Source organism: Streptomyces paludis, assembly GCF_003344965.1.
GTDB lineage: Bacteria > Actinomycetota > Actinomycetes > Streptomycetales > Streptomycetaceae > Streptomyces > Streptomyces paludis.
In genome coordinates, this window is sequence record NZ_CP031194.1 from 2,449,301 (window position 1) to 2,468,822 (window position 19,522).

The following is a 19,522-nucleotide window of genomic DNA, read 5'->3' on the forward strand; positions in this document are numbered from 1 at the left end:
TGGCCTGTCGTCGTGCCGTGCGTCGTGCCGTGGCGTCGTGCCGTCCCGGCGGTCAGATCTCGTAGACCATGCCTGGGGCCGCCAGCTCGGACGGGCCCGCGTATACCTCGCGCGCGTCGGCCAGATTCAGCTCGCCGTCCGTCCACGGCGGGATGTGCGTCAGCACCAGCCGCCGCGCCCGCGCCCGCGCCGCGTGCGCACCGGCCTCCCTGCCGTTCAGGTGGAGACCCTCGACGTCCTCCTTGCCGAACGTGAACGCCGCCTCGCAGAGGAACAGGTCCGTGTCCTCCGCCAGCTCCACGAGCGCCTCGCTGGCGCCCGTGTCCCCGGAGTACACCAGCGACCTGCCGCCGTACTCGACCCTGATCCCGAACGTCTCGACCGGGTGCGCGACCTTCTCCGTACGCACCGAGAACGGCCCGATGTCGAACGATCCCGGCTTGAGCGTGTGGAAGTCGAAGACCTCGCTCATCGACTTCTCCGTCGGCGTGTCCGCGTACGCGGCGGTGAGCCGCTGCTCGGTGCCCTCGGGGCCGTAGACGGGGATGGGGTCGCAGCGACCGCCGTCGAAGCGGTAGTAACGGGCGACGAAGTAGCCGCACATGTCGATGCAGTGGTCGGCGTGGAGATGGCTGAGGAAGATGGCGTCGAGGTCGTACAGACCACAGTGGCGCTGCAACTCGCCCAGGGCGCCATTACCCATGTCGAGCAGCAGCCGGAAGCCGTCGGCCTCTACGAGGTAGCTGGAGCAGGCGGACCCCGCGGCGGGGAACGAGCCTGAACAGCCGACGACGGTGAGCTTCATGGAGCGTGAACCTCCGTGGCGTGGAAGGGGGGCGACGGGGGTCGTACGGGATTCATGCGGTCCGTCGAGCGTAAAGCGCGAAACGGCTGGTCGCTCCTTCAGGGCGGGCCGTTGTGGGGGAACTCACCACCGCCGTCACCGGTTCGGCGGGTCGCCTCGCAGCGAGGTCGCCTCCCGGCGAGGGGGTCGTGGTCTGTGGCGGTGGGGCGGGGTGCGGGCCGGTCCGTCCCGTGCCGGGGGCCGGGGCACTCCGGAGGCGCATCCCCGGATGCACGATTTACGCCGCGTGCGGCAGGGTTCTCTGACCGCGGGTGCGTTCAGCGGCACAAATCGCGCTCTACATCCGGGGACGTCACCTCCTGCGGCCCCGGCCCCCTCCGGTAGGTGGACCGCCGGCGCACAAACGTCCCGGGCCTGGCCCGGTGGGTCCGTGCGGGAACCCGCAGGTGTGCACCGGGCCCCGGCCAAGAAAGACCACGGCCCCCGTCGGGAGACAGCTACGCCCAGAGTTGGCCTTGGAGGGCTTCGATTGCCTCTTCTGTCGTCGGCGCCGTGTAGACGCCCGTCGACAGGTACTTCCAGCCGCCGTCCGCGACGACGAAGGCGATGTCGGCCTGTTCGCCCGCCCGGAGGGCCTTGCGGCCGACGCCGATCGCGGCGTGGAGGGCCGCGCCGGTGGAGACGCCGGCGAAGATGCCTTCCTGCTGGAGGAGTTCGCGGGTGCGGGTGACCGCGTCGGCCGAGCCGACGGAGTAGCGGGTGGTGAGGACGGACGCGTCGTACAGCTCGGGGACGAAGCCCTCGTCGAGGTTGCGGAGGCCGTAGACGAGGTCGTCGTACCGCGGCTCGGCGGCGACGATCTTGACGTCGGGGACATGCTCGCGGAGGTAGCGGCCGACGCCCATGAGGGTGCCGGTCGTGCCGAGGCCCGCCACGAAGTGGGTGATGGAGGGGAGGTCGGCGAGGATCTCGGGGCCGGTGGTGGCGTAGTGCGCGCCCGCGTTGTCGGGGTTGCCGTACTGGTAGAGCATCACCCAGGAGGGGTTCCGCGCGGCGAGTTCCTTGGCGACGCGTACGGCCGTGTTGGAGCCGCCCGCCGCGGGGGACGGGACGATCTCCGCCCCCCACATGGCGAGCAGGTCGCGGCGTTCCTGGGAGGTGTTCTCCGGCATGACGCAGACGATGCGGTAGCCCTTGAGCTTGGCCGCCATGGCGAGCGAGATGCCGGTGTTCCCGCTGGTGGGCTCCAGGATGGTGCAGCCCGGGGTGAGCCGTCCGTCCTTCTCGGCCTGTTCGACCATGTGGAGCGCGGGCCGGTCCTTGATGGAGCCGGTCGGGTTGCGGTCCTCCAGCTTGGCCCAGATCCGTACGGTGTCCGAGGGGGACAGCCGCGGGAGCCGGACGAGGGGCGTGTTGCCGACCGCCGCCAGCGGGGAGTCGTACCGCATCAGGCCGTGTGCGCTTCGAGCGCGCCGCCCGCGACGGCCGGGAGGATGGTGACCGTGTCGCCGTCGGCGAGCTTGGTGGAGATGCCGTCGAGGAAGCGGACGTCCTCGTCGTTGAGGTACACGTTCACGAAGCGGCGGAGCTGGTTGTCCTTGGCGGGGTCGATGAGCCGCTCCTGGATGCCCGCGTGCCGGGTTTCGAGGTCGGCGAAGAGCGCCGCGATGGTGTCGCCGGTGCCGTCGACCGCCTTGGCGCCGTCGGTGTAGGTGCGGAGGATGGTCGGGATGCGGACCTCGATGGACATGGCATGGGCTCCTGTCGGGAGGTGTCGTGTCGGACGCGCGGCTGGGCCCCCCGCGCGGGGGGTGGGGAGGGGTGGTGCTGTTCGCGATCGCGTGCGGCGGGCCGTGCCCGGGGCCGTGGCTCAGCCGGCGGCGCTGTCGGGACAGATGGCACTGGCGAGACGGCACAGGTCGACGTGCAGCCGCGCGACGAGCAGCGGGGTGCTCGGCGTCTTGTCGCTCACGTCGATGGAAACCATGCGGTCATCGTATCGATTCCCGGTCCCTGGCCTGATAGGGGTTCTCGGATGGCGGACGGCAGAGGGCCGGATCGTGGACAGGGGGCTGTGGCGACGCTCAGACGATCTTGACTTCCTCCTCGGTGACCTCGCCTTCGAGGATCCGGTACGAGCGGAACTGAAACGGTCCGGCGCCGTCGGTGTCGGCGGTCGAAACCAGGACGTAGTGGGCGCCCGGCTCGTTGGCGTAGGTGATGTCCGTACGCGACGGATACGCCTCGGTAGCGGTGTGCGAGTGATAGATGACGACCGGCTCCTCGTCCCGGTCGTCCAGATCGCGGTAGAGCTTGAGCAGGTCCGTGGAGTCGAACTCGTAGAACGTGGGCGAGCGCGCCGCGTTGAGCATCGGAATGAACCGCTCAGCCCGGCCGCTCCCGGCGGGCCCGGCCACCATCCCGCACGCCTCGTCGGGATGGTCGGCGCGGGCATGAGCGACGATCTGGTCGTGCAGGGCCTGGGTGATGGTCAGCATGGGAAAAATATAAGCAACCCGTCGACGAATCGGCCGGGGCGCGTGGCCGTGAGCGTACGGCCGCCCGCGTGCGTGCGCCCCGCGAGGGCTTTACGCGAAGGGGCGGGTCCTTATGTTCGGGTTCAGCCCAGCGGGAGATCCGCCAGCATCACCGCGTACACCGGGGAGTCCGGGAAGGGCTGACGGGCACCGACCTTTCGGAATCCCCACGCCTCGTAGAGAGCCTGGACACGGGGGTGGCCCGTATCGACCAGTAGAACCACGAGATCCTCGTCCCGGTCCTCCAGGAGCGCTCTCGTCACCAATTCCGCCGTCCCGGTCTTCCGCCACTTCGTTCGAACGGCCAGCTCGGAGTAGGAGAACGTCCTGCTCCGCGTTGGGGCCGGATCGAGGTGCTCGCGCCACCATTCGCGCTGCGGAGTCGACGGGGCCCCGTACGCGAAGGCCACGGCCTCATCGCCGTCGAAGGCAATCACGCAGGCGAAGTCGGGGTGGCCGCCCCAGTGCTCCACGAACCAGGGAAAGCGCTGGTTGAACTCGTCTTCCATCGCCTCGGCGTAGGCATCGGCGTGCACATCGATCAGAGCCTGGCGAATCCGCGGAAGGTCGTTGTGCGTGAAGCGTCGGACGTCCAGCTCGGCGGCGCTCAAACTCGGCTCCATTCAGATCGATACCTGTCTCCCCACTCTCGGGCGACCCTCGCGTCCGGCACAAGGGAGATCAGGTCCCGGTAGTAGTCACCGAGCAGCGACCGCATGCGCCCAGGGACCGGGGATCCTGCCATCAGCCCGAAAACGCTCGACGCCGTGGCGCACGCCTGATCGACGTCCTGCTGGTGAAGCTGGGCCAGAGCAAGCCGTGCAGTGGCAAGGGCCCGGTTACGGCGGAACTGTTCCGGAATGCTGGCCAGGGCCCTGTGAGAAGCCGCCTCGGCCTCCGCGGCGTCACCCATTCTGTCCCGGACGATGGCGGTGATGGCCGCCAGTTCGGCGGGCCCGTAGAAAGCCACCCAGCTCGGACGAGGCCGCACCTCCGCCTTGCCCAGCGCCTCTTGGGCGTGGCCCAGGGATCGCAGTGCGGCGTGGCGCTCGCCGAGGCTGGAGTGTCCGAGGGCCGTACGCGCGTGAGCCAAGGAGGCGAACAGCGGGTCCCGTTTCGTGATCGCGGTGGCCTGGGCGGCCAGTCCGGCGTCCACTGCATCCGTGCGCTCTCCACGCTGGTGGGCCAGCATCGCGTACGAATTCCAGACCTTCAGCTCCACCACGGGGTCCTGGCCCATCCCCGCGAGGTACAGGGCACGGGCCAGAAGGGCCTGCGCACGGTCGGACCGCCGGGCGTCGATGGCGCTCCAGGCCGCCATGGCGGTGTAGTCGGCCGCCACGCTGAAGAGCCTCTGCCGGACGCGCTGTGTGGCGCTGAGCTTCTGCTTTTCCAGAGCCTCGGCGGCGCCGGCCAGCGCCGCCCGCTCCAGGCCGTCATGGCCGCCCCGGCTGTCGTCCAGCTCCACCAAGGCATCCAGCCCGCTGCGGAGACGGATGACATCGGAGGTACCGACCTGGGGAGGAGCGCCGACAAACGACGACGCCGCGACGGCGGCAGTCGTGCCACTGGCGGCAGCGAGGAAGGTTCTGCGCCTCACCGGGTCCTCCGGAGGAGTTGAGGGGGGTTCTCGTACCGCTGGTGGGCTGAAGCCCAGCTCATCCGCGGTACAGCTGAATACTGCCTCCAGTGCCTCGCGTTGCCGGGAGTGGGGCCACCTCGTTCTCCCGGTTCGCCAGTTGCGGACCGTGCGGTCGCTCACGGTGCCCTCGTGACCGGCGCCGATCAGACGGGTGTTCACGGCATCGGCCAACTCGTTCTGGGTGAAGCCGCGCTCATGCATGGCACTGCTGAGGCGCTCGTTCTCCTCCATGTACCCACGGTAGTGACTGGGCATCCGTCAGTGAGCTGGTTACGCAAGGAAATTTCCGGTGCGACCGTATGCACATCAGAGCGACATTTCCTCCTTCCGGGGCGCCGGCGGTCGTTCACTGAATCAAGGCCGTCGCTGCCTGGGGACACCTCAGGCAGTCCACACACGCAACGAGGTCCTTGATGACTGTGACTGCCACACCGGGTCCGACCGGGCATCCCGGGTACTCCGAGACCCTTCCGAGACAGCCGGAGAGCGCTGCTGTCGCCCGCAGGCTGGTCCGCACGGCTCTGGCCGCGTGGGGCCTGGAGGACCTGGCCGAGGACGCCGCCCTCGTTATCACTGAGTTGGTCTCCAACGCGTCCGATCACGCCCGGCTCGAATCGATCCGTGTGATCGTCTCCCGCTCCGGCGAGAATCGGGTACGTATCGGGGTGGTCGACCGCTCCCGGGTCACCCCCGAGAGGCGTACGGACTCCAACGGCGACCAGACCCGGGGCCGAGGGCTCATGATCGTGGACTCCGTGACGGAATGCTGGGGCGCTGATCTCTACCCCTGGGGCAAACAGGTATGGGGCGAGCTGCGATGCGGGAAGGCGCCGTCGTGAAGAACGGCAAGCCATGGGTGGGCGATCAGATCCACGACGAGAAGACCGGTCGAAACGGCATCGTCACGGACGTGCGCGGCGGTACCTACGTACTGCGTCCACTCCACGGCATCGGGAATTGGACCACTGAGAACGGCTCCGAGCTAGCAGTCGTGGTGCCGCTCGCGGAACGCCCCGACCGGGCCGGACCTCGGCGGACGGGTGCGCAACGGTCCCGTTGAACTCGGCGGCCGGACCACCGGACTCCCGCGCACCGCCGGCAGTTCCGCAGCGCGCGGTCCGGTCCGTACGCCACCGGGGTACTCACCTCGGCGCACGGATCTCCGGGTCCGGCCGGATCACCTCACGTACCAGGAGAAGGAAGTTGAAACGAACGACCCGCCGCAAGGCCGCCGACACCGCCTGGGGGTTCGGCGTCACGGTGTGCTGCCTGTTCATCGCTCTCGGGCTCATCCTCGCGACCCGCACACAGTGACCGACCACGACCAAGTCCAAGACCAGAAACGCGTCATGGTCGCGGTGTTCGCCACCGGCCTCACCCTCCTCGCCTGCCTCGCGGCCACCGCCGCCCTCGCCGTCGCACTGGCCGTCGAAGCCGCCCCTGGCCCCGGCCCCCATTCCACTGACAAGCCGGGCACCGCGCTGTGCCTGGCGGAGGAGCCTGCCGTGATCAAAGAGGGATTAAACGAGTTCGTCGAAGGCCGGGACGAGGTGGTGGCGTTCCGGGGCAAGTACGCGGTCAAGACGCCGGACATCTTCGCCCGGGTACGTGAGCGATGGGCCCGGGTCGGGCTCGACCCGGCTTCGGCCTATCTGCCGATGCGGGTGGAGATGGAACTCACCACCAAGTGCAACGACACCTGTGTCACTTGCGGAATGGGGGCCCTGCCCCTGGCCGAGGGCCGGACTCTCACGGACGGCCAGATCCGTTTCCTGCTCGATCAGTTCGCCTCCATCGGTCTGCCGTCGCTGGCGGTCACCGGCGGAGAGCCGTTCACTGCGTGGCGGGCCCTGTTGAAAGTGCTGGAAGGGGCCCAGGAGCGTCAGATCGACATCTCGAAGCTGACGACGAACGGGGTGTGGGGCACGGCAAGGCGGTGCGGGCCGGTCTTCGACCGTCTGGAAGAGGCCGGTTTCCTGGGCACCCGGCTGTTCGTGCCGCTGCTGATGCTGTCGATCGGCGAGCAGACCACACCTCTGGAAGACGTCGCGCGCATCCTGCACCACGCGGTCAGCCACTACAGCGACCGAGAGCTGAACGTGGCGGTGTCCTCGCTCGCCGATCCGGCCACCCGTGTCCATCGGATCGATGAGCTGATCGCTGTCTACGAGAAGGTGTACGGAACCTTCCCGCACGACCGGGTGCACTCCACCATGCGCGTCTACCTGAACAACGAGCGTCTGGACGAGCAGGCAGAGGTCAACCGGCCCGGCCGTACTCCGGTCGCGCGGTGGATGGACCGCTGTTTCGACTGCTTCGCGCCCACCGTCGGCGCGTACATTCTGCCGACCTCCCTGCTCAAGCAGAACGGGGACTGGTACACCTGCGCGGCATTCAATGTGCCGGAGAAACTGGCGTTCGGGAACCTCTTGCGTGAGCGGGCCACGGACGTCATCGGCCACGCCAACCGGTCCGCCTACGTGGCCCGGGTGCGGGCCGGCCACGGGCTGAAGGCGCTGCACGATGTCGTACCGCGCTCGTTCACGGAGCAGACCCCCTGCACCAGCTTCTGCGACTCCTGCACGCTGCTCATCGACCGCTTCGACAAAGAGACCGGACAGGTGACCGGGCGCGGGAGATCGGCCCCGCTGATTCCCGTCGCCGCGCTGCGCTCCCGTACGGATCGCACGGCGGGAGGGGAAGCGTGAGCGACCGGACCGCGACCAGCGTCGTGGTAGCCCTTGCTCTGGTTACCGGCCGGCCGCAGGAGACGTGTGAGCGGCCCGACGCCGTACTCGAACACGAACTGGGTGTGGACAGTCTCGCGCTGCTCGAAGTGGTGGAGACCCTCCAAGAGCGCTTGGGCATTGCTGTCCCCGACGAGGTGACCGCTCGTGTCCGGACGGTCGCAGACTTGCAGGATGCGGTGCGCTCTCTGGTCACCGCATCCGCGACTACGCCCCCGAAGGACACATCCTCATGACCGAACGCGTCATCACGCCCCGAAACCGCGGCTTCCTGTTCATCGACTCCCACCCCGTGGGCTGCGAGCGTGTGGTGAACGACATGTGGCAGGCCGCCGCCCCACCGGTCTCTGTTCCGGACAGCGCGCCCGTCGCGCTCATCATCGGGTCGTCCGCAGGATACGGACTGGCCGCCACCGTCACCGGGTTGGCCCGGGTCGGCATCCGGGGCATCGGTATCAGCTTCGAGAAGGCACCCGAGCGGCGCACCGGGACCGCCGGCTGGTACCGCACCGCCGCCACCGCGGAACTCGCGCGTCGGCACGGCCGCGACATGGTGTTCCTCAACGGCGACGCGTTCTCCGACGCGATGAAGGACCAGGTCGCCGAACTCATCGAGCAGCGCTTCGGCGGACGGCTCGACTACCTCATCTACTCGGTGGCCGCCCCGCGCCGTACAGATCCCGACACGGGAGTTACCTACGCCTCCGTTCTCAAGCCGATCGGTCACGCGTACCGGACGAAGACCCTCGTCTTCGACGGTGACGGGGAGCCCGAGGTGACGGATGCCGAAATGCAGCCGGCAGCAGGCGACGACATCGCACAGACAGTGGCCGTGATGGGCGGCGCCGACTGGGAGCGGTGGATCGGCCGCCTCGCCGCAAGGGGTCTGCTCGCAGACGGCTTCACCACGGCCGCGCTCTCCTACATCGGCTCCACACTGACCGGCGAGATCTATCGGCAGGGCACCATCGGCGCCGCGAAGACCCACCTCGAACAAACCGCGCGCACGCTGGACGAGCGTCTGGGCAAACTCGTCGGTGGCCGGGCGGTGACATCGGTCAACGCGGCGGCCGTCACCCAGTCCAGCACCGCCATCCCCGGAATCGCCCTCTACGTGGGGCTGCTTCGCGGCGTCCTCGGCAACGCGATGGTGCCGCCCGTCGACCAGCTCGCCGAACTGTGGGACCAGCTCACCGGGGCCCGCCCGCTCGCCCTGGATGCCGAAGGCCGAGTACGCCTCGACACCTGGGAACTCGACCCCGGCGTCCAGGCCGCCGTCGCCGAACGGTGGAACGCCGCCACGACCGGGACCATCACCAGGCTCGCGGACACCCGATGGTTCCACGCGGAAGTCGAGCGGCTTTACGGCTTCGCTGTGCCCGGCATCGACTACACCCAGCCTGTCGAGACCGATGTCCCCTGGCCCGACCTCACGCTCTGACATTCCACGGAGGAACGCCATGCACGTACCGTCCCACGGCACGCTCATCTCCTGGCAGCAGGAACTGGAGGCGAAGCTCATCCGCATCGCCTCTGACACGCAGTTCACCGCCCGGATCAGCGAACCGCTCGTGCACAAAGCGGCCGTCGCTTACCTGACCCGCCCCAGCAAGAGGCTGCTCGGTATGGCGTTCCTCCACGCCGCCCACATGCTCGGCGTCGACGGGTACCGGTTCCACGACCTCATCGCCGTCTCGGCCGCTCTGGAGATCCGGCACGGCGCCATCCTCCTCCACGACGACATCGTGGACGGCGACACCCGACGTGGCGGGCATCCCACCGCCCACCACGCCCTCCGAAACCCGTTCGGCCCCGACGAAGCGGCCGGTGCCGCCCTCCTCGCCGGCGACATCCTGGCAGGCATGGCACCCCTGCCCATCCTGGGCTCCGGTCTGCCGGGCTCCGTACGGTCCCGTCTGTGCGAGCTGTTCCAGGCGAATACGGCCCTGGTCGCCGCAGGACAGATCGAACAGCTCCACCTCGACGTGCGCCGCGACCCCAATACGGTTGGCGAGAACGAGATCCTCCGCATCCACGCCGGCCAGTTCGCGCCCTACCTGATGTGCTCGATCCACCTGGCCGGCGCGCTGGCCGGCCTCGGCGACACCGCACTCGCGCGGATCACCGAGGCCGGGGTGCCTCTGTGCCAGGCATTCCAGGTACAGAACGACCTCGCCGGATACACCGAACTCGCGCGGGTCCTCACCAGCGATCCGGAAACCGAATCGGCCCTGACCCTCGCGAACACCTCCGATCTGGGGCGCCGGCGCCGAACCGTGCTGGTCCACACCGCCCTCAACCGGCTCCCCGGCGGGGACCACGCACAGCTCACCGCCTATCTGAACGGCGCCGACACCGATTTCCTCACGGTCCTCAGCCTGATCGAGGCGTCCGGCGCCGCCGAGCACTGCACGGCTCTCATCACCAACCTGCAAGCCCAGAGCCGGAAGAACATCAGCAACGACCCGGGACTCCCGCCAGAGACACGGACCGCGCTCACGACAACCTGGGACTACATGAACGCCCTGTACGACCCGGCCTCACCCATCAGCCGGCTCTACCTCGACGCGCGGACAGACCTGGCCCGCTTCGGAAAATAGTAGGCATGGCGGCACGCGAAGGCCCCGGACCTGTGGATAACAGGGTCCGGGGCCTTCACGCATGGGGGTCTGGGGGGGGAGGGGGTCGTGTGTTGGGTTATTCGGCCTGTGCGTACTGCGGGTCCGGCCACTTCTCGTTCGTGTTGCCGCCTCGCTTCAGGGCGTACCAGCCGATCGTCAGGACCGCGGCCCAGACCGCGCCCACGTACAGCGAGACCCTCGCGTCGTCGTCCAGGGCGATCAGGACCGTGACGAAGAGCAGGAAGAACGCCGCCACGTAGCTGAAGAGCGCGCCACCGGGGGCCGGGAAGGATGAGCCGGGGAGGGTGCCCAGGCTGACGGCGCGGCGGTAGCGGATGTGGCTGAGCAGGATCATCATCCAGGTCCAGATGCCGGCCGCGGTCGCCACGGAGGTGACGTAGCCGAACGCCTTCTCCGGGACGATGTAGTTGAGGATCACGCCGACGCCCATGAGGGCGACGGAGACGGTGATGCCGACGGCCGGGGTCCTGCGGGAGTTGAGCAGTCCGAAGATCTTCGGTGCCTCGCTGTTGGCGGCGAGGTTACGGAGCATCCGGCCGGTGGAGTACATGCCGGAGTTGCAGGAGGAGAGCGCGGCGGTCAGGACGACGAAGTTGACGATGCCGGCCGCGAGCGGGATGCCCATCTTCTCGAAGGCGTAGACGAAGGGGCTGACGCCCGCCGAGAACTCGGTCCACTTGACGACCGAGAGGATGACCAGGAGCGCGCCGACGTAGAAGACGATGATCCGCCAGGGCAGGGTGTTGATGGCCTTGGGGAGGGTCTTCTCGGGGTCCTCGGACTCGCCCGCCGTGACGCCGACCAGTTCGACGGCGAGGTAGGCGAACATGACGCCCTGGAGGGTCATCAGGCTGGAGCCGATGCCGTTGGGGAAGACCCCGTGGTGCGACCAGAGGTTGGCGGCGGTGGCGGTCTCGCCGGCGTTGGAGAAGCCCAGGGTGAGGACGCCGAGGCCGATGACGATCATGCCGATGATCGCGGTGACCTTGATCATCGAGAACCAGAACTCGACCTCGCCGAAGATCTTCACCGAGATCAGGTTGACGCCGAAGAGCACCACGAGGAAGACCAGGGCGCTGACCCACTGCGGGATGCTCGGGAACCAGAAGTGGATGTAGATGGCGGCGGCGGTCAGCTCCGCCATGCCGGTGACGACCCACATCAGCCAGTACGTCCAGCCGGTGACAAAGCCGAAAAACGGGCCGAGGAACTCGCGGGCGTACTCCGCGAAGGAGCCCGAGACCGGCCGGTACAGGAGCAGCTCGCCGAGCGCCCGCATGATGAAGAAGATCACGACGCCGGCGAGGGCGTACATGAGGATGATGCTGGGGCCCGCCTTGGCGATGTTCGCCCCGGCGCCCATGAAGAGGCCGACGCCGATCGCGCCGCCGATGGCGATCATCTGGACCTGGCGGCTGCCGAGTCCGCGCTCGTACTCCTCCTCCGGCGGGGTGCCGCCGGAGGGGCGGCCGGCGGCGCCGTCGCCCCCGAACTCCGTGTCGACCTTCGCTGAGGTCATGGTCGTGCTGCCTTTCTCCACACCGGTCCGCGCGCCGGTTTCGTCGGCCGCGGACCAGTTCCTGATCCCCCCGGATATGGATGGAGTGCCACCGGCGGTCAGCCGGGGAAGGCACCCCCGGGGACAGGGGTGGCGTCCCCGGGGGGACGAGAAGATTTACCACGGTCGCAACAGCCATCCACGGGCGATTCTGTGACGTACCGCACGAGAAAATTCAGACAAAACACCCCCGAGGCAAGAAAAGCCTCGGGGGTGGTAACGGGATTGTTATCCCGAATTGAGCATTATCTGAGGATATGGAGACCGAGAAATGGGGCGCTTACGGCATCAGCGTCTCGACCAGTGTCTCCTGGAGCGCCCCGAGCCAGAGGTACGCCATCACCATCGGCTTGCGCGGGTCGGAGTCGGGCAGCCGGTACAGCTCGCCGCCCTCGTCCTCGTCGGTGACCTCCAGCCGGGTGCCGATCGTCAGACGGAGGTCGTTGAGCGCGCCGAGCCAGTGCCGGCAGTCCTCGGGGGTGAGCTTGAGGACCGCGCCGCCCCCACCGGTGACGCCCCCACCGGCGGCAGTCACGGCGTCCAGCGTACGGACGAGCGCCATGCCGTCCTCGCGCTTGCGCCCGCGCAGGTCGTTCTCCGTGAACCGGCGGAACTCCGCGGAGTACTCGCACAGTTCGTCGTCACCGTTGCCGTACGCGTCCGGGAAGAGCCGGGCCAGCGCCGGATCGGCGGGCGGCTCGCTGGGGCCGGGGGCGAAGAGCTGGGCGAGCGGGTCCTCGCCCTGGGCCGGTTCGTCGCCGGGCCCGATCAGCTCCAGCAGCTGTACGGCGAGCGAGCGCAGGATCGAGATCTCGACCTCGTCGAGCGCGACGGCCGCGCCGCCGCCCGGGATCGCCTCGAAGTGCCCGGCCATCAGTTGCGGTCCTGGGAGAGGGTCGCCCAGAGCCCGAAGCCGTGCATCGCCTGCACATCGCGCTCCATCTCCTCGCGGCTGCCGCTGGAGACGACCGCGCGGCCCTTGTGGTGGACGTCGAGCATCAGTCTGTGCGCCTTGTCCTTCGAATAGCCGAAATAGGTCTGGAAGACATACGCCACATAACTCATGAGGTTGACCGGATCGTTGTGGACGATCGTCACCCACGGCACATCGGGTTCGGGGACAACGAAGGTCTCCTCTGCCGATTCGGGGCGTTCGATCTCAGTCGGAGCGACACTCACGGTTGGGGACGACCTTCTTCTCTGCCGGGATCTGCTGGATCTGCTGGATCTACTGGGATCTGCTGGGAAAACTGTCTGGTGTGCGGTGGTGTGCCGGAATTCACAGGCCCACCCGTCCCATGCTGCCACCCGTCACGGCGTGTCGCACAAACGCCGGACAGAAATCGTCACTCTGACGAATATCCGGGGGTAGCATCTTCATATGAACACTGCGGACCTTGGGCTGCCGGTGGATGTTCCGTCGACCGCCCTCTTCACCGATCAGTACGAGCTGACGATGCTCCAGGCGGCGCTCCGTGCCGGAACGGCCGATCGCCGCTCGGTCTTCGAGGTCTTCACCCGGCGGCTGCCCGAGGGGCGCCGGTACGGGGTAGTGGCCGGCACCGGTCGGGTGCTGGACGCCGTGGAGAACTTCCGCTTCGACTCCGATGTGCTGGGCTTCCTGCGCGACCGGGGCATCGTCGACGCGCCGACGCTGGAGTGGCTCGGCTCGTACCGGTTCCGCGGGGACATCTGGGGCTATCCGGAGGGCGAGGTGTACTTCCCCGGCTCGCCGATCCTGCGCGTCGAGGGCTCGTTCGCCGAGTGCGTGCTGCTGGAGACCGTGATCCTGTCGATCCTCAACCACGACTCGGCGATCGCCGCGGCGGCCTCCCGGATGGCGGCGGCGGCCGGCGGGCGCGGGCTGATCGAGATGGGTGCGCGCCGTACGCACGAGCTGGCCGCGGTCGCGGCGGCGCGGGCGGCGTACGTCGGCGGCTTCGACACCACCTCCGACCTGGCCGCCGGGTTCCGGTACGGCATTCCGACCGTGGGGACGAGCGCGCACGCGTTCACCCTGCTGCACGACAGCGAGAGCGACGCCTTCCGGGCCCAGATCGACTCGCTCGGCCGGGGCACCACGCTGCTGGTCGACACGTACGACGTGGCCGAGGCCGTCCGTACCGCCGTGGAGCTGGCGGGCCCCGAGCTGGGGGCCGTCCGGATCGACTCGGGGGATCTGCTGCTGGTCGCGCACCGGGTACGGCAGCAGCTGGACGACCTGGGCGCGGTGAACACCAGGATCGTGGTCACCTCCGACCTGGACGAGTACGCCATCGCCTCGCTCGCGGCGGCGCCGGTGGACGCGTACGGCGTCGGGACGCAGCTGGTCACCGGCAGCGGGCACCCGACCTGCTCGATGGTCTACAAGATCGTCGCCCGCGCCGGGTCCGCGGACCCGAAGGCCCCGCTGCACCCCGTCGCGAAGAAGTCCCTCGGCGGCAAGACCTCGGTCGGCGGCCGCAAGTGGGCGGCGCGTCGGCGGGACGCGGAAGGGTACGCGGAGGCCGAGGTGATCGGCACCGGGCCGGTGCCGCCGGAGCTGCTGGACCGGCAGCTGCTGGTGGAGCTGGTCAAGGGCGGCGAGATAGTCGCGCGGGAGCCGCTGGATGTCGTCCGCGCGCGGCATGTCGCGGCGCGGGCCGGGCTGCCGATGTCGGCGATCCAGCTGTCGCGCGGGGAGCCGGTGATCCCGACCGAGTACGTGTGACCGAGCCGCACGGGCCGGCGACACGTCGTCCGAGCCCCTCGTCTGTGGAGTGCGGCGTGCTTAGGCTCGAAAACGACCGTCCGTCCCCCACTATCGAAGGAAAATCGTCATGCACCGCGCATTGATCGTCGTGGATGTCCAGAACGACTTCTGTGAGGGCGGCAGCGTCGCGGTGACGGGGGGTGCCGAGGTCGCCGCCGCCATCACGGATCTGGTCGGCCGGGCCACCGCCGGGTACCGGCATGTGGTCGCCACCCGCGACTGCCATGTCGACCCGGGCGCCCACTTCGCCACTCCCCCGGCCGTCCCGGACTTCGTCAACAGTTGGCCAGTGCACTGCGTCGCCGGTACGGAGGGGGTGGGCTTCCACCCGAACTTCGCGCCGACCGTCGCCTCCGGGGCGATCGAGGCGGTCTTCGACAAGGGCGCGTACGAGGCGGCGTACAGCGGCTTCGAGGGCGCGGACGAGAACGGCGAGCGGCTGGCGGACTGGCTGCGGGAGCGCCAGGTCACCGAGGTCGATGTGGTCGGGATCGCGATGGACCACTGTGTCCGGGCCACCGCGCTGGACGCGGTCCGCGCGGGCTTCACCACGCGCGTCCTGCTCGATCTGACGGCCGCGGTGGCGAAGGAGACCACCGAGCGGGCGCTGGTGGAACTGCGTACGGCGGGCGTGGAGCTGAGCGGGGCGCCGGTCCTGGCGTCGTAGCGGGCGCGAGGAGGGCGCCGTCGGCCGGGTGCGCGTACGTACGTAGTACGTACGTGAATGCCCGGCCGGCGCCGCGCCTCAGCTGTCCGGACCTCAGCTGCCCATGACCTCCTTGCGGAAGTCGGCCATCGGCATCGTGTCGGCCTCCTTCGGCAGGGTGATCGTGTTCTTCTCACCGAACCGGCCGTACGTGGTGGAGCTGGTCCGGCCCTCCCGCGTCGAGTCCATCTTCAGCAGGTACGGCGGGCCCTCGGCGGCCACGTGGTACGTGTCGGACGTGGCGCCGACCGACATCGTGAGCGCCACGGTCTCCTGCCCGCCGACCTTGCCGTTGCGGTCCTTGGCGAACTTCGCGCTCTCGTCGATGCGGTAGTACGCGTCACAGCTCTGGCCGGCCTCGTTGGAGACGTACACATCGGCGAGCTTCGGCGGCACGGTGATCTTCTGGCCGGTCTGTTCGACGCTCGCCGCGAGCAGGGACGCGCTGATGTAGTTCTTGCCGTCCTTGCAGAACATCTCGCCGGCCCCGTCGGCGCCGGCCGACTTCATCCGCAGCCCCTCGACCGGGTCCGACCAGGTCTCCTGCGTACCGCCGCCGAGGGCGGTGGAGGAGCCGGAGGCGTGGAAGGCGGTGGCCTTCATGGCCTTGTTGACCTCTTTGACGAGGTCGCCGGCCTTGTCGTAGGAGGCCGCGTTCTTGCCGGAGCCGCTCTCCGAGCCGCTGCCGGAGCTGCCGGAGCAGCCGGTCACGGCGGCCAGCAGCGCCGCCGTGACGATCAGGGGGCGCAGCAGGGGCCGCGGCGAGCGCGACGGCGTGGCCGGACGGTGGATGTGACGCACAGGTGATCCCCGGGTTCCTGTCAGTGACGATTTGCTGGTCGGCGGCACAACCTAGCAACCCGGAGCGGGGGATCCTAAACCAGGCGCGCGAGGGGAACGTCAGTGCGCCTGCCGGGCAGCACCGGGCGGTGGGGTGCCCTGCGGTGGGCGCGGGCCGGGGTGCCGATCAGGGCCCGTATCGGCTGCCAGAGCTGCTCCAGGCACTCGGGGGTGGTGCGCCAGAGCAGCCCGTCGGGGTGGTGCAGGACGGCCGTGATCTCGTCGGGGGTCGGCGGTTCCGCGTTGCCGCGGAGGTAGACCGCGCGCAGTCCGAGGTTGCGCAGCCGGGTCAGGGCGCGGGCCCGGTTCGCCGCGTGGACCAGGACGCGTACGGACCCCTCGCCGGAGGCGCCGCCCGGGGCCTCGGCCGCGGGTCTGGGCAGGGTGAGTGCCACCACCACCGTGCCGTTCGGGAGTCTGCTGAAGCCTCCGCCTGCCATGGTCTTCATCTCCGCCGTGAGCCATCGTGTCAATAAGGATCCGTAGGACGCACCTAAACACGATCGGCCGCCGCCCGCTAGGGGGCGACGGCCGATCACGGCTCTGACCTGGGATTACTCCCGGTTACTTGCCAGACTTGCCCACCTTGACCGTCATCGTCAGCCCATCCAGCGGCTGGCTGATGATGCTGATCTTGGTGTTGGTGTCAGGAACCTTGACGCTCGCGCGCGGGTTCTCCGCGCTCCAGTACGTGCCCTTGCGGTCGTCGAAGACCGGCACCCCGAGCTGCGGCGCTACGCGCGTCGCCTTGTCGGCCTTGTGGAGCGTCATGCCCGTCGTCGGCCACCAACTGAACGTCGAGTCGTACGACTGGATCCTGGCCCGCATCAGCGTGCCGTCCGACCACTTGAGCGGCTTGGCGTGCGCGTCGACCGGCAGGATCAGGCCCTCGCCCTCGTGCTGGCTGGTGTTGTTGTCCTTCTGCGAGGTGTCCCAGAGCCAGATCAGCAGGCCGTTCTGGTACGCGTAGTGCTCGACCTTGCCGTCGTTCGGCGCGGTGAAGCCGAAGTTGTACGGGCCGACCTTGAGGGTCTTGTCGTACGAGACGTACTGCCGGTTCTCCGCGATGTAGTACTGGTCGTAGTCCTCGGTGAAGGACTCACCGATGCGCGAGAAGCCCTTGGCGGTCCAAGCGGGGTCCGCCGTCTCGGCGTTGTCGCTGAACACCGGTGTGCCGTCGGCGGTCAGGGTGATGTCGTCGGCGGTGAAGCCGAGGCCGCTCACGCCGCCGTCGGTCTGGTAGCGGAAGCGCAGGTCGAGCTTCTGGCCCGCGTAGGCGTCCAGCGGGAAGACGAGCTTCCGGTACCCGTCCGACACGTCCGTGAGGACCGGCCTGTCGGCGGAGTCGCGCGGCAGCGGCGCGCCGTCGGCGGTGCCGTCGAGCGGGGTGTACGTGCTGCCGCCGTCCGTGGAGACCTCGGTGTAGAGGAAGTCGTAGTCGGCCTCGATGTCCCACCAGCCCTGGAGTTCCAGCGCGGCGGAGGACTTGCCCGTCAGATCCACCGAACGAGTGAGGGTGTTCTTGAGGTCGTCACCCATTCCGCTCCACCACTGGGTGGCGCCCTGGGCGGGCTTCACCACGGTGGTGGTCCGGGTCTTCTTGGGCAGATCGACCACGAGGGCCTGCGGGTTCTTGGTGTTGTACGCCGAGACGCCCAGCTTGTGCGTGGAGGCGGTGGCCGCCTTGGCCCGGTCGTAGTCGAGCCAGCCGAGCTGGAGTTTGTCCCAGGCGGTCATGTCGCCGGGCAGGTCACCGATCGCGTCCTTGCCGGTGCCGAGCCAGGAGCCGGACGACATCAGCGTCCAGAAGCCGGTGGAGTTCTCGCCGCCCGCGGTGTCGTACAGGTCGGGCAGGCCGAGGTCATGGCCGTACTCGTGGGCGAAGACGCCGAGTCCGCCGTTCTCCGGCTGCATGGTGTAGTCACCGACCCAGATGCCGGTGTCACCGATCTGGGCGCCGCCGGCCTTGTTGTCGCCGGGGCCGGTGCTGCCCGCGCCGGTGCCGTACGCGTACCAGCGGTGCGCCCACAGGGCGTCGGAGCCCTGGACGCCGCCGCCGGCGGACTCGTCCTCACCGGCGTGGACGATCTGGAAGTGGTCGATGTAGCCGTCAGGCTCGTTGAAGTCGCCGTCGTTGTCGTAGTCGTACCGGTCCCACTGGTCGTACTGGGAGAGGTAGTCCTTGATCTCGGCGCTGGACTTGCCCTGCGCCTTCTGGTCGGCGACCCAGGCGTTGACGCCGTCGCGGACCAGGTCCCAGACGTTGGCGCAGTTGCTGGAGCCGCAGTAGTTCGAGCCGTAACGGGCCTCGTTCCACGGGACCTTGACCCAGTCGGAGACCTGGCCGTCGACCGAGTAGCGCCCGGAGGACGTCTTCTCGTAGTAGGTCTTCAGGGACTCCTTCGGCCGGCCCTTGAGGTCCGTGCCGGAGCCGAAGTAGAGGTCCTGGAAGTGCTCCTGGCTGTAGTCGGCCTGCCAGGCGGTGGAGTTGTCGACCGTACGGTCGGGTTCGGCTATCTCGTTGTGCAGGGGACCGGGCGTGCCGCCGTACTTCACGACGGACGGGCCGGAGGGGCCCTGCGGGTAGTACAGGGTCTCGTTGTCGACCTGGTCGCCGAACTCCACGAGGATGGTGAAAATCTTGTCGGTCTTCTCCCGGCCCAGCTCGACGTACTTCTTGTCGTCGAGCTTGACGACCTGGGAGCCGCCGCGCTTCTGGATCTTGGCGCCGCCCGAGATGACCTGCTGGAGCGCGGCCTCGCGCTGCTGTGACTGCTGCTTGCTGAACGGACCTTCCAGATCGTGTTCGACCACGCCTTCCTGGGGGGCCGGATCGCGGGTCTCGATTCCGGTGGGGGCCGCCGCCGGACCGGTGGGCCCGGGCTGTGCCTGTGCCGTGGTGAAGGCCGAGGCCGTCGCGGCGGTGGCGGCGAGCGCCACGATGACCGCGGACAGCCGTCTCGTCCGTCGATAGCTGATCACTTGATGTGTTTCCTCCCCGGCGCACGCGATCCGCGGACCGTAAGTGGGGGATCCGCGCGCGTCTGCGCGACATAAGTGACGACATTGGACCGGAGTTGCAGAAGAAAAGACAGATCTTGACTTGCACAGGTCAACTGCACTATGCGTCCGTCCACTTCCGGTATCCGGACGCGCGGCCGGACAGGGAGGAATTCGGGCAACGGGAACACTTTTTCGGCCACTTGCCGGGAGGGAATGACTCGGTGCGCCCCCCGTGCACCGGCACCGCGGGTGAGGTCAGGCTTACTTCCCGCCGCCTCGGGCATCCACCG

Annotated in this window: 20 protein-coding genes; 7 read left to right on the forward strand and 13 right to left on the reverse strand. The window is 68.7% G+C overall.

The genetic code is table 11. The features are described from left to right. Positions 1-52 precede the first annotated feature (52 nt). From DVK44_RS10500 to DVK44_RS10530, 7 genes are all read right to left on the reverse strand, one after another. Positions 53-805 carry an MBL fold metallo-hydrolase gene (locus DVK44_RS10500; RefSeq protein WP_114659430.1) on the reverse strand — a complete coding sequence of 251 codons (753 nt, stop codon included), beginning with the start codon at positions 803-805 and terminating at the stop codon, positions 53-55. 497 nt (positions 806-1,302) lie between these two features. After that, the gene (locus DVK44_RS10510; protein ID WP_114659431.1) at positions 1,303-2,253 is read right to left on the reverse strand and encodes a PLP-dependent cysteine synthase family protein; all 951 of its coding nucleotides are present in this window, start codon (positions 2,251-2,253) and stop codon (positions 1,303-1,305) included. Then, complete coding sequence (locus DVK44_RS10515) at positions 2,253-2,555, reverse strand: MoaD/ThiS family protein (protein ID WP_114659432.1); 303 nt, start codon at positions 2,553-2,555, stop codon at positions 2,253-2,255. The genes DVK44_RS10510 and DVK44_RS10515 overlap by 1 nt, the downstream gene beginning before the upstream one ends. 120 nt (positions 2,556-2,675) lie before the next feature. After that, positions 2,676-2,792 (reverse strand): putative leader peptide, encoded by a 117-nt coding sequence (locus tag DVK44_RS37785; RefSeq protein ID WP_331461589.1) that lies wholly within the window; start codon positions 2,790-2,792, stop codon positions 2,676-2,678. Between the two features lie 97 nt (positions 2,793-2,889). Further along, positions 2,890-3,303: a Mov34/MPN/PAD-1 family protein gene (locus DVK44_RS10520; RefSeq protein ID WP_114659433.1), complete on the reverse strand. Its 414-nt coding sequence runs from the start codon at positions 3,301-3,303 to the stop codon at positions 2,890-2,892. 122 nt (positions 3,304-3,425) lie between these two features. Further along, a complete protein-coding gene (locus DVK44_RS10525) occupies positions 3,426-3,965 on the reverse strand; it encodes a GNAT family N-acetyltransferase (RefSeq protein ID WP_114659434.1) in 540 nt (179 codons plus the stop codon). After that, positions 3,950-5,215 (reverse strand): helix-turn-helix domain-containing protein, encoded by a 1,266-nt coding sequence (locus tag DVK44_RS10530; RefSeq protein ID WP_114665043.1) that lies wholly within the window; start codon positions 5,213-5,215, stop codon positions 3,950-3,952. Before DVK44_RS10530 ends, DVK44_RS10525 begins: the two co-directional genes overlap by 16 nt. A 182-nt stretch (positions 5,216-5,397) precedes the next feature. On the opposite strand from DVK44_RS10530, the gene DVK44_RS10535 reads away from it, so the two are divergent. The 5 genes from DVK44_RS10535 to DVK44_RS10555 all read left to right on the forward strand — a co-directional run bounded on the left by DVK44_RS10535 (position 5,398) and on the right by DVK44_RS10555 (position 10,331). Further along, positions 5,398-5,823, forward strand: coding sequence for an ATP-binding protein (locus DVK44_RS10535; protein WP_114659435.1), 426 nt, complete (start codon positions 5,398-5,400; stop codon positions 5,821-5,823). 510 nt (positions 5,824-6,333) lie between these two features. Then, on the forward strand, positions 6,334-7,692 hold the full coding sequence (locus DVK44_RS36305; protein ID WP_162793766.1) for a radical SAM/SPASM domain-containing protein: 1,359 nt from the start codon (positions 6,334-6,336) through the stop codon (positions 7,690-7,692). Beyond that, the gene (locus DVK44_RS10545; protein WP_162793768.1) at positions 7,689-7,967 is read left to right on the forward strand and encodes an acyl carrier protein; all 279 of its coding nucleotides are present in this window, start codon (positions 7,689-7,691) and stop codon (positions 7,965-7,967) included. The genes DVK44_RS36305 and DVK44_RS10545 overlap by 4 nt, the downstream gene beginning before the upstream one ends. Further along, on the forward strand, positions 7,964-9,172 hold the full coding sequence (gene fabV / locus DVK44_RS10550) for an enoyl-[acyl-carrier-protein] reductase FabV (RefSeq protein WP_114659437.1): 1,209 nt from the start codon (positions 7,964-7,966) through the stop codon (positions 9,170-9,172). The genes DVK44_RS10545 and fabV overlap by 4 nt, the downstream gene beginning before the upstream one ends. A 19-nt stretch (positions 9,173-9,191) precedes the next feature. Continuing rightward, positions 9,192-10,331, forward strand: coding sequence for a polyprenyl synthetase family protein (locus DVK44_RS10555; RefSeq protein ID WP_162793770.1), 1,140 nt, complete (start codon positions 9,192-9,194; stop codon positions 10,329-10,331). Positions 10,332-10,428: 97 nt separating this feature from the next. Here the strand turns inward: DVK44_RS10555 and DVK44_RS10560 are convergent, their stop codons facing one another. From DVK44_RS10560 to clpS, 3 genes are all read right to left on the reverse strand, one after another. Further along, entirely contained in the window at positions 10,429-11,892 is a 1,464-nt protein-coding gene (locus DVK44_RS10560) for an amino acid permease (RefSeq protein ID WP_114659439.1), read from the reverse strand. Between the two features lie 319 nt (positions 11,893-12,211). After that, positions 12,212-12,805, reverse strand: coding sequence for a DUF2017 domain-containing protein (locus tag DVK44_RS10565; RefSeq protein ID WP_114659440.1), 594 nt, complete (start codon positions 12,803-12,805; stop codon positions 12,212-12,214). After that, the gene (clpS, locus tag DVK44_RS10570; RefSeq protein WP_114659441.1) at positions 12,805-13,110 is read right to left on the reverse strand and encodes an ATP-dependent Clp protease adapter ClpS; all 306 of its coding nucleotides are present in this window, start codon (positions 13,108-13,110) and stop codon (positions 12,805-12,807) included. Before clpS ends, DVK44_RS10565 begins: the two co-directional genes overlap by 1 nt. A gap of 202 nt (positions 13,111-13,312) precedes the next feature. Here clpS and DVK44_RS10575 point away from each other — a divergent pair, with 202 nt between their 5' ends. Next, a complete protein-coding gene (locus tag DVK44_RS10575) occupies positions 13,313-14,641 on the forward strand; it encodes a nicotinate phosphoribosyltransferase (protein ID WP_114659442.1) in 1,329 nt (442 codons plus the stop codon). A 109-nt stretch (positions 14,642-14,750) separates the two neighbouring features. After that, positions 14,751-15,350: a nicotinamidase gene (locus DVK44_RS10580; protein WP_114659443.1), complete on the forward strand. Its 600-nt coding sequence runs from the start codon at positions 14,751-14,753 to the stop codon at positions 15,348-15,350. 93 nt (positions 15,351-15,443) lie between these two features. Here DVK44_RS10580 and DVK44_RS10585 read toward each other — a convergent pair whose 3' ends face one another. The 3 genes from DVK44_RS10585 to DVK44_RS10595 form a co-directional block, all read right to left on the reverse strand. Then, positions 15,444-16,190, reverse strand: coding sequence for a hypothetical protein (locus tag DVK44_RS10585; RefSeq protein ID WP_114659444.1), 747 nt, complete (start codon positions 16,188-16,190; stop codon positions 15,444-15,446). 74 nt (positions 16,191-16,264) lie between these two features. Further along, the gene (locus DVK44_RS10590; protein ID WP_228447077.1) at positions 16,265-16,669 is read right to left on the reverse strand and encodes a hypothetical protein; all 405 of its coding nucleotides are present in this window, start codon (positions 16,667-16,669) and stop codon (positions 16,265-16,267) included. 124 nt (positions 16,670-16,793) lie between these two features. Then, entirely contained in the window at positions 16,794-19,211 is a 2,418-nt protein-coding gene (locus tag DVK44_RS10595; RefSeq protein WP_114659445.1) for an immune inhibitor A domain-containing protein, read from the reverse strand. Between the last annotated feature and the right edge of the window lie 311 nt (positions 19,212-19,522).

Bases quoted from the DNA above. Each gene is read 5' to 3' on its own strand.
- DVK44_RS10590 (WP_228447077.1), bottom strand. From the start codon at position 16,669: ATGGCAGGCGGAGGCTTCAGCAGACTCCCGAACGGCACGGTGGTGGTG.
- DVK44_RS36305 (WP_162793766.1), top strand. From the start codon at position 6,334: ATGGTCGCGGTGTTCGCCACCGGCCTCACCCTCCTCGCCTGCCTCGCG.
- DVK44_RS10510 (WP_114659431.1), bottom strand. From the start codon at position 2,253: ATGCGGTACGACTCCCCGCTGGCGGCGGTCGGCAACACGCCCCTCGTC.
- DVK44_RS10520 (WP_114659433.1), bottom strand. From the start codon at position 3,303: ATGCTGACCATCACCCAGGCCCTGCACGACCAGATCGTCGCTCATGCC.
- DVK44_RS10555 (WP_162793770.1), top strand. From the start codon at position 9,192: ATGCACGTACCGTCCCACGGCACGCTCATCTCCTGGCAGCAGGAACTG.
- DVK44_RS10525 (WP_114659434.1), bottom strand. From the start codon at position 3,965: ATGGAGCCGAGTTTGAGCGCCGCCGAGCTGGACGTCCGACGCTTCACG.
- DVK44_RS10580 (WP_114659443.1), top strand. From the start codon at position 14,751: ATGCACCGCGCATTGATCGTCGTGGATGTCCAGAACGACTTCTGTGAG.
- DVK44_RS10565 (WP_114659440.1), bottom strand. From the start codon at position 12,805: ATGGCCGGGCACTTCGAGGCGATCCCGGGCGGCGGCGCGGCCGTCGCG.
- DVK44_RS10575 (WP_114659442.1), top strand. From the start codon at position 13,313: ATGAACACTGCGGACCTTGGGCTGCCGGTGGATGTTCCGTCGACCGCC.
- DVK44_RS10560 (WP_114659439.1), bottom strand. From the start codon at position 11,892: ATGACCTCAGCGAAGGTCGACACGGAGTTCGGGGGCGACGGCGCCGCC.
- fabV (WP_114659437.1), top strand. From the start codon at position 7,964: ATGACCGAACGCGTCATCACGCCCCGAAACCGCGGCTTCCTGTTCATC.
- DVK44_RS37785 (WP_331461589.1), bottom strand. From the start codon at position 2,792: ATGGTTTCCATCGACGTGAGCGACAAGACGCCGAGCACCCCGCTGCTC.
- DVK44_RS10515 (WP_114659432.1), bottom strand. From the start codon at position 2,555: ATGTCCATCGAGGTCCGCATCCCGACCATCCTCCGCACCTACACCGAC.
- DVK44_RS10530 (WP_114665043.1), bottom strand. From the start codon at position 5,215: ATGGAGGAGAACGAGCGCCTCAGCAGTGCCATGCATGAGCGCGGCTTC.
- DVK44_RS10535 (WP_114659435.1), top strand. From the start codon at position 5,398: ATGACTGTGACTGCCACACCGGGTCCGACCGGGCATCCCGGGTACTCC.
- DVK44_RS10500 (WP_114659430.1), bottom strand. From the start codon at position 805: ATGAAGCTCACCGTCGTCGGCTGTTCAGGCTCGTTCCCCGCCGCGGGG.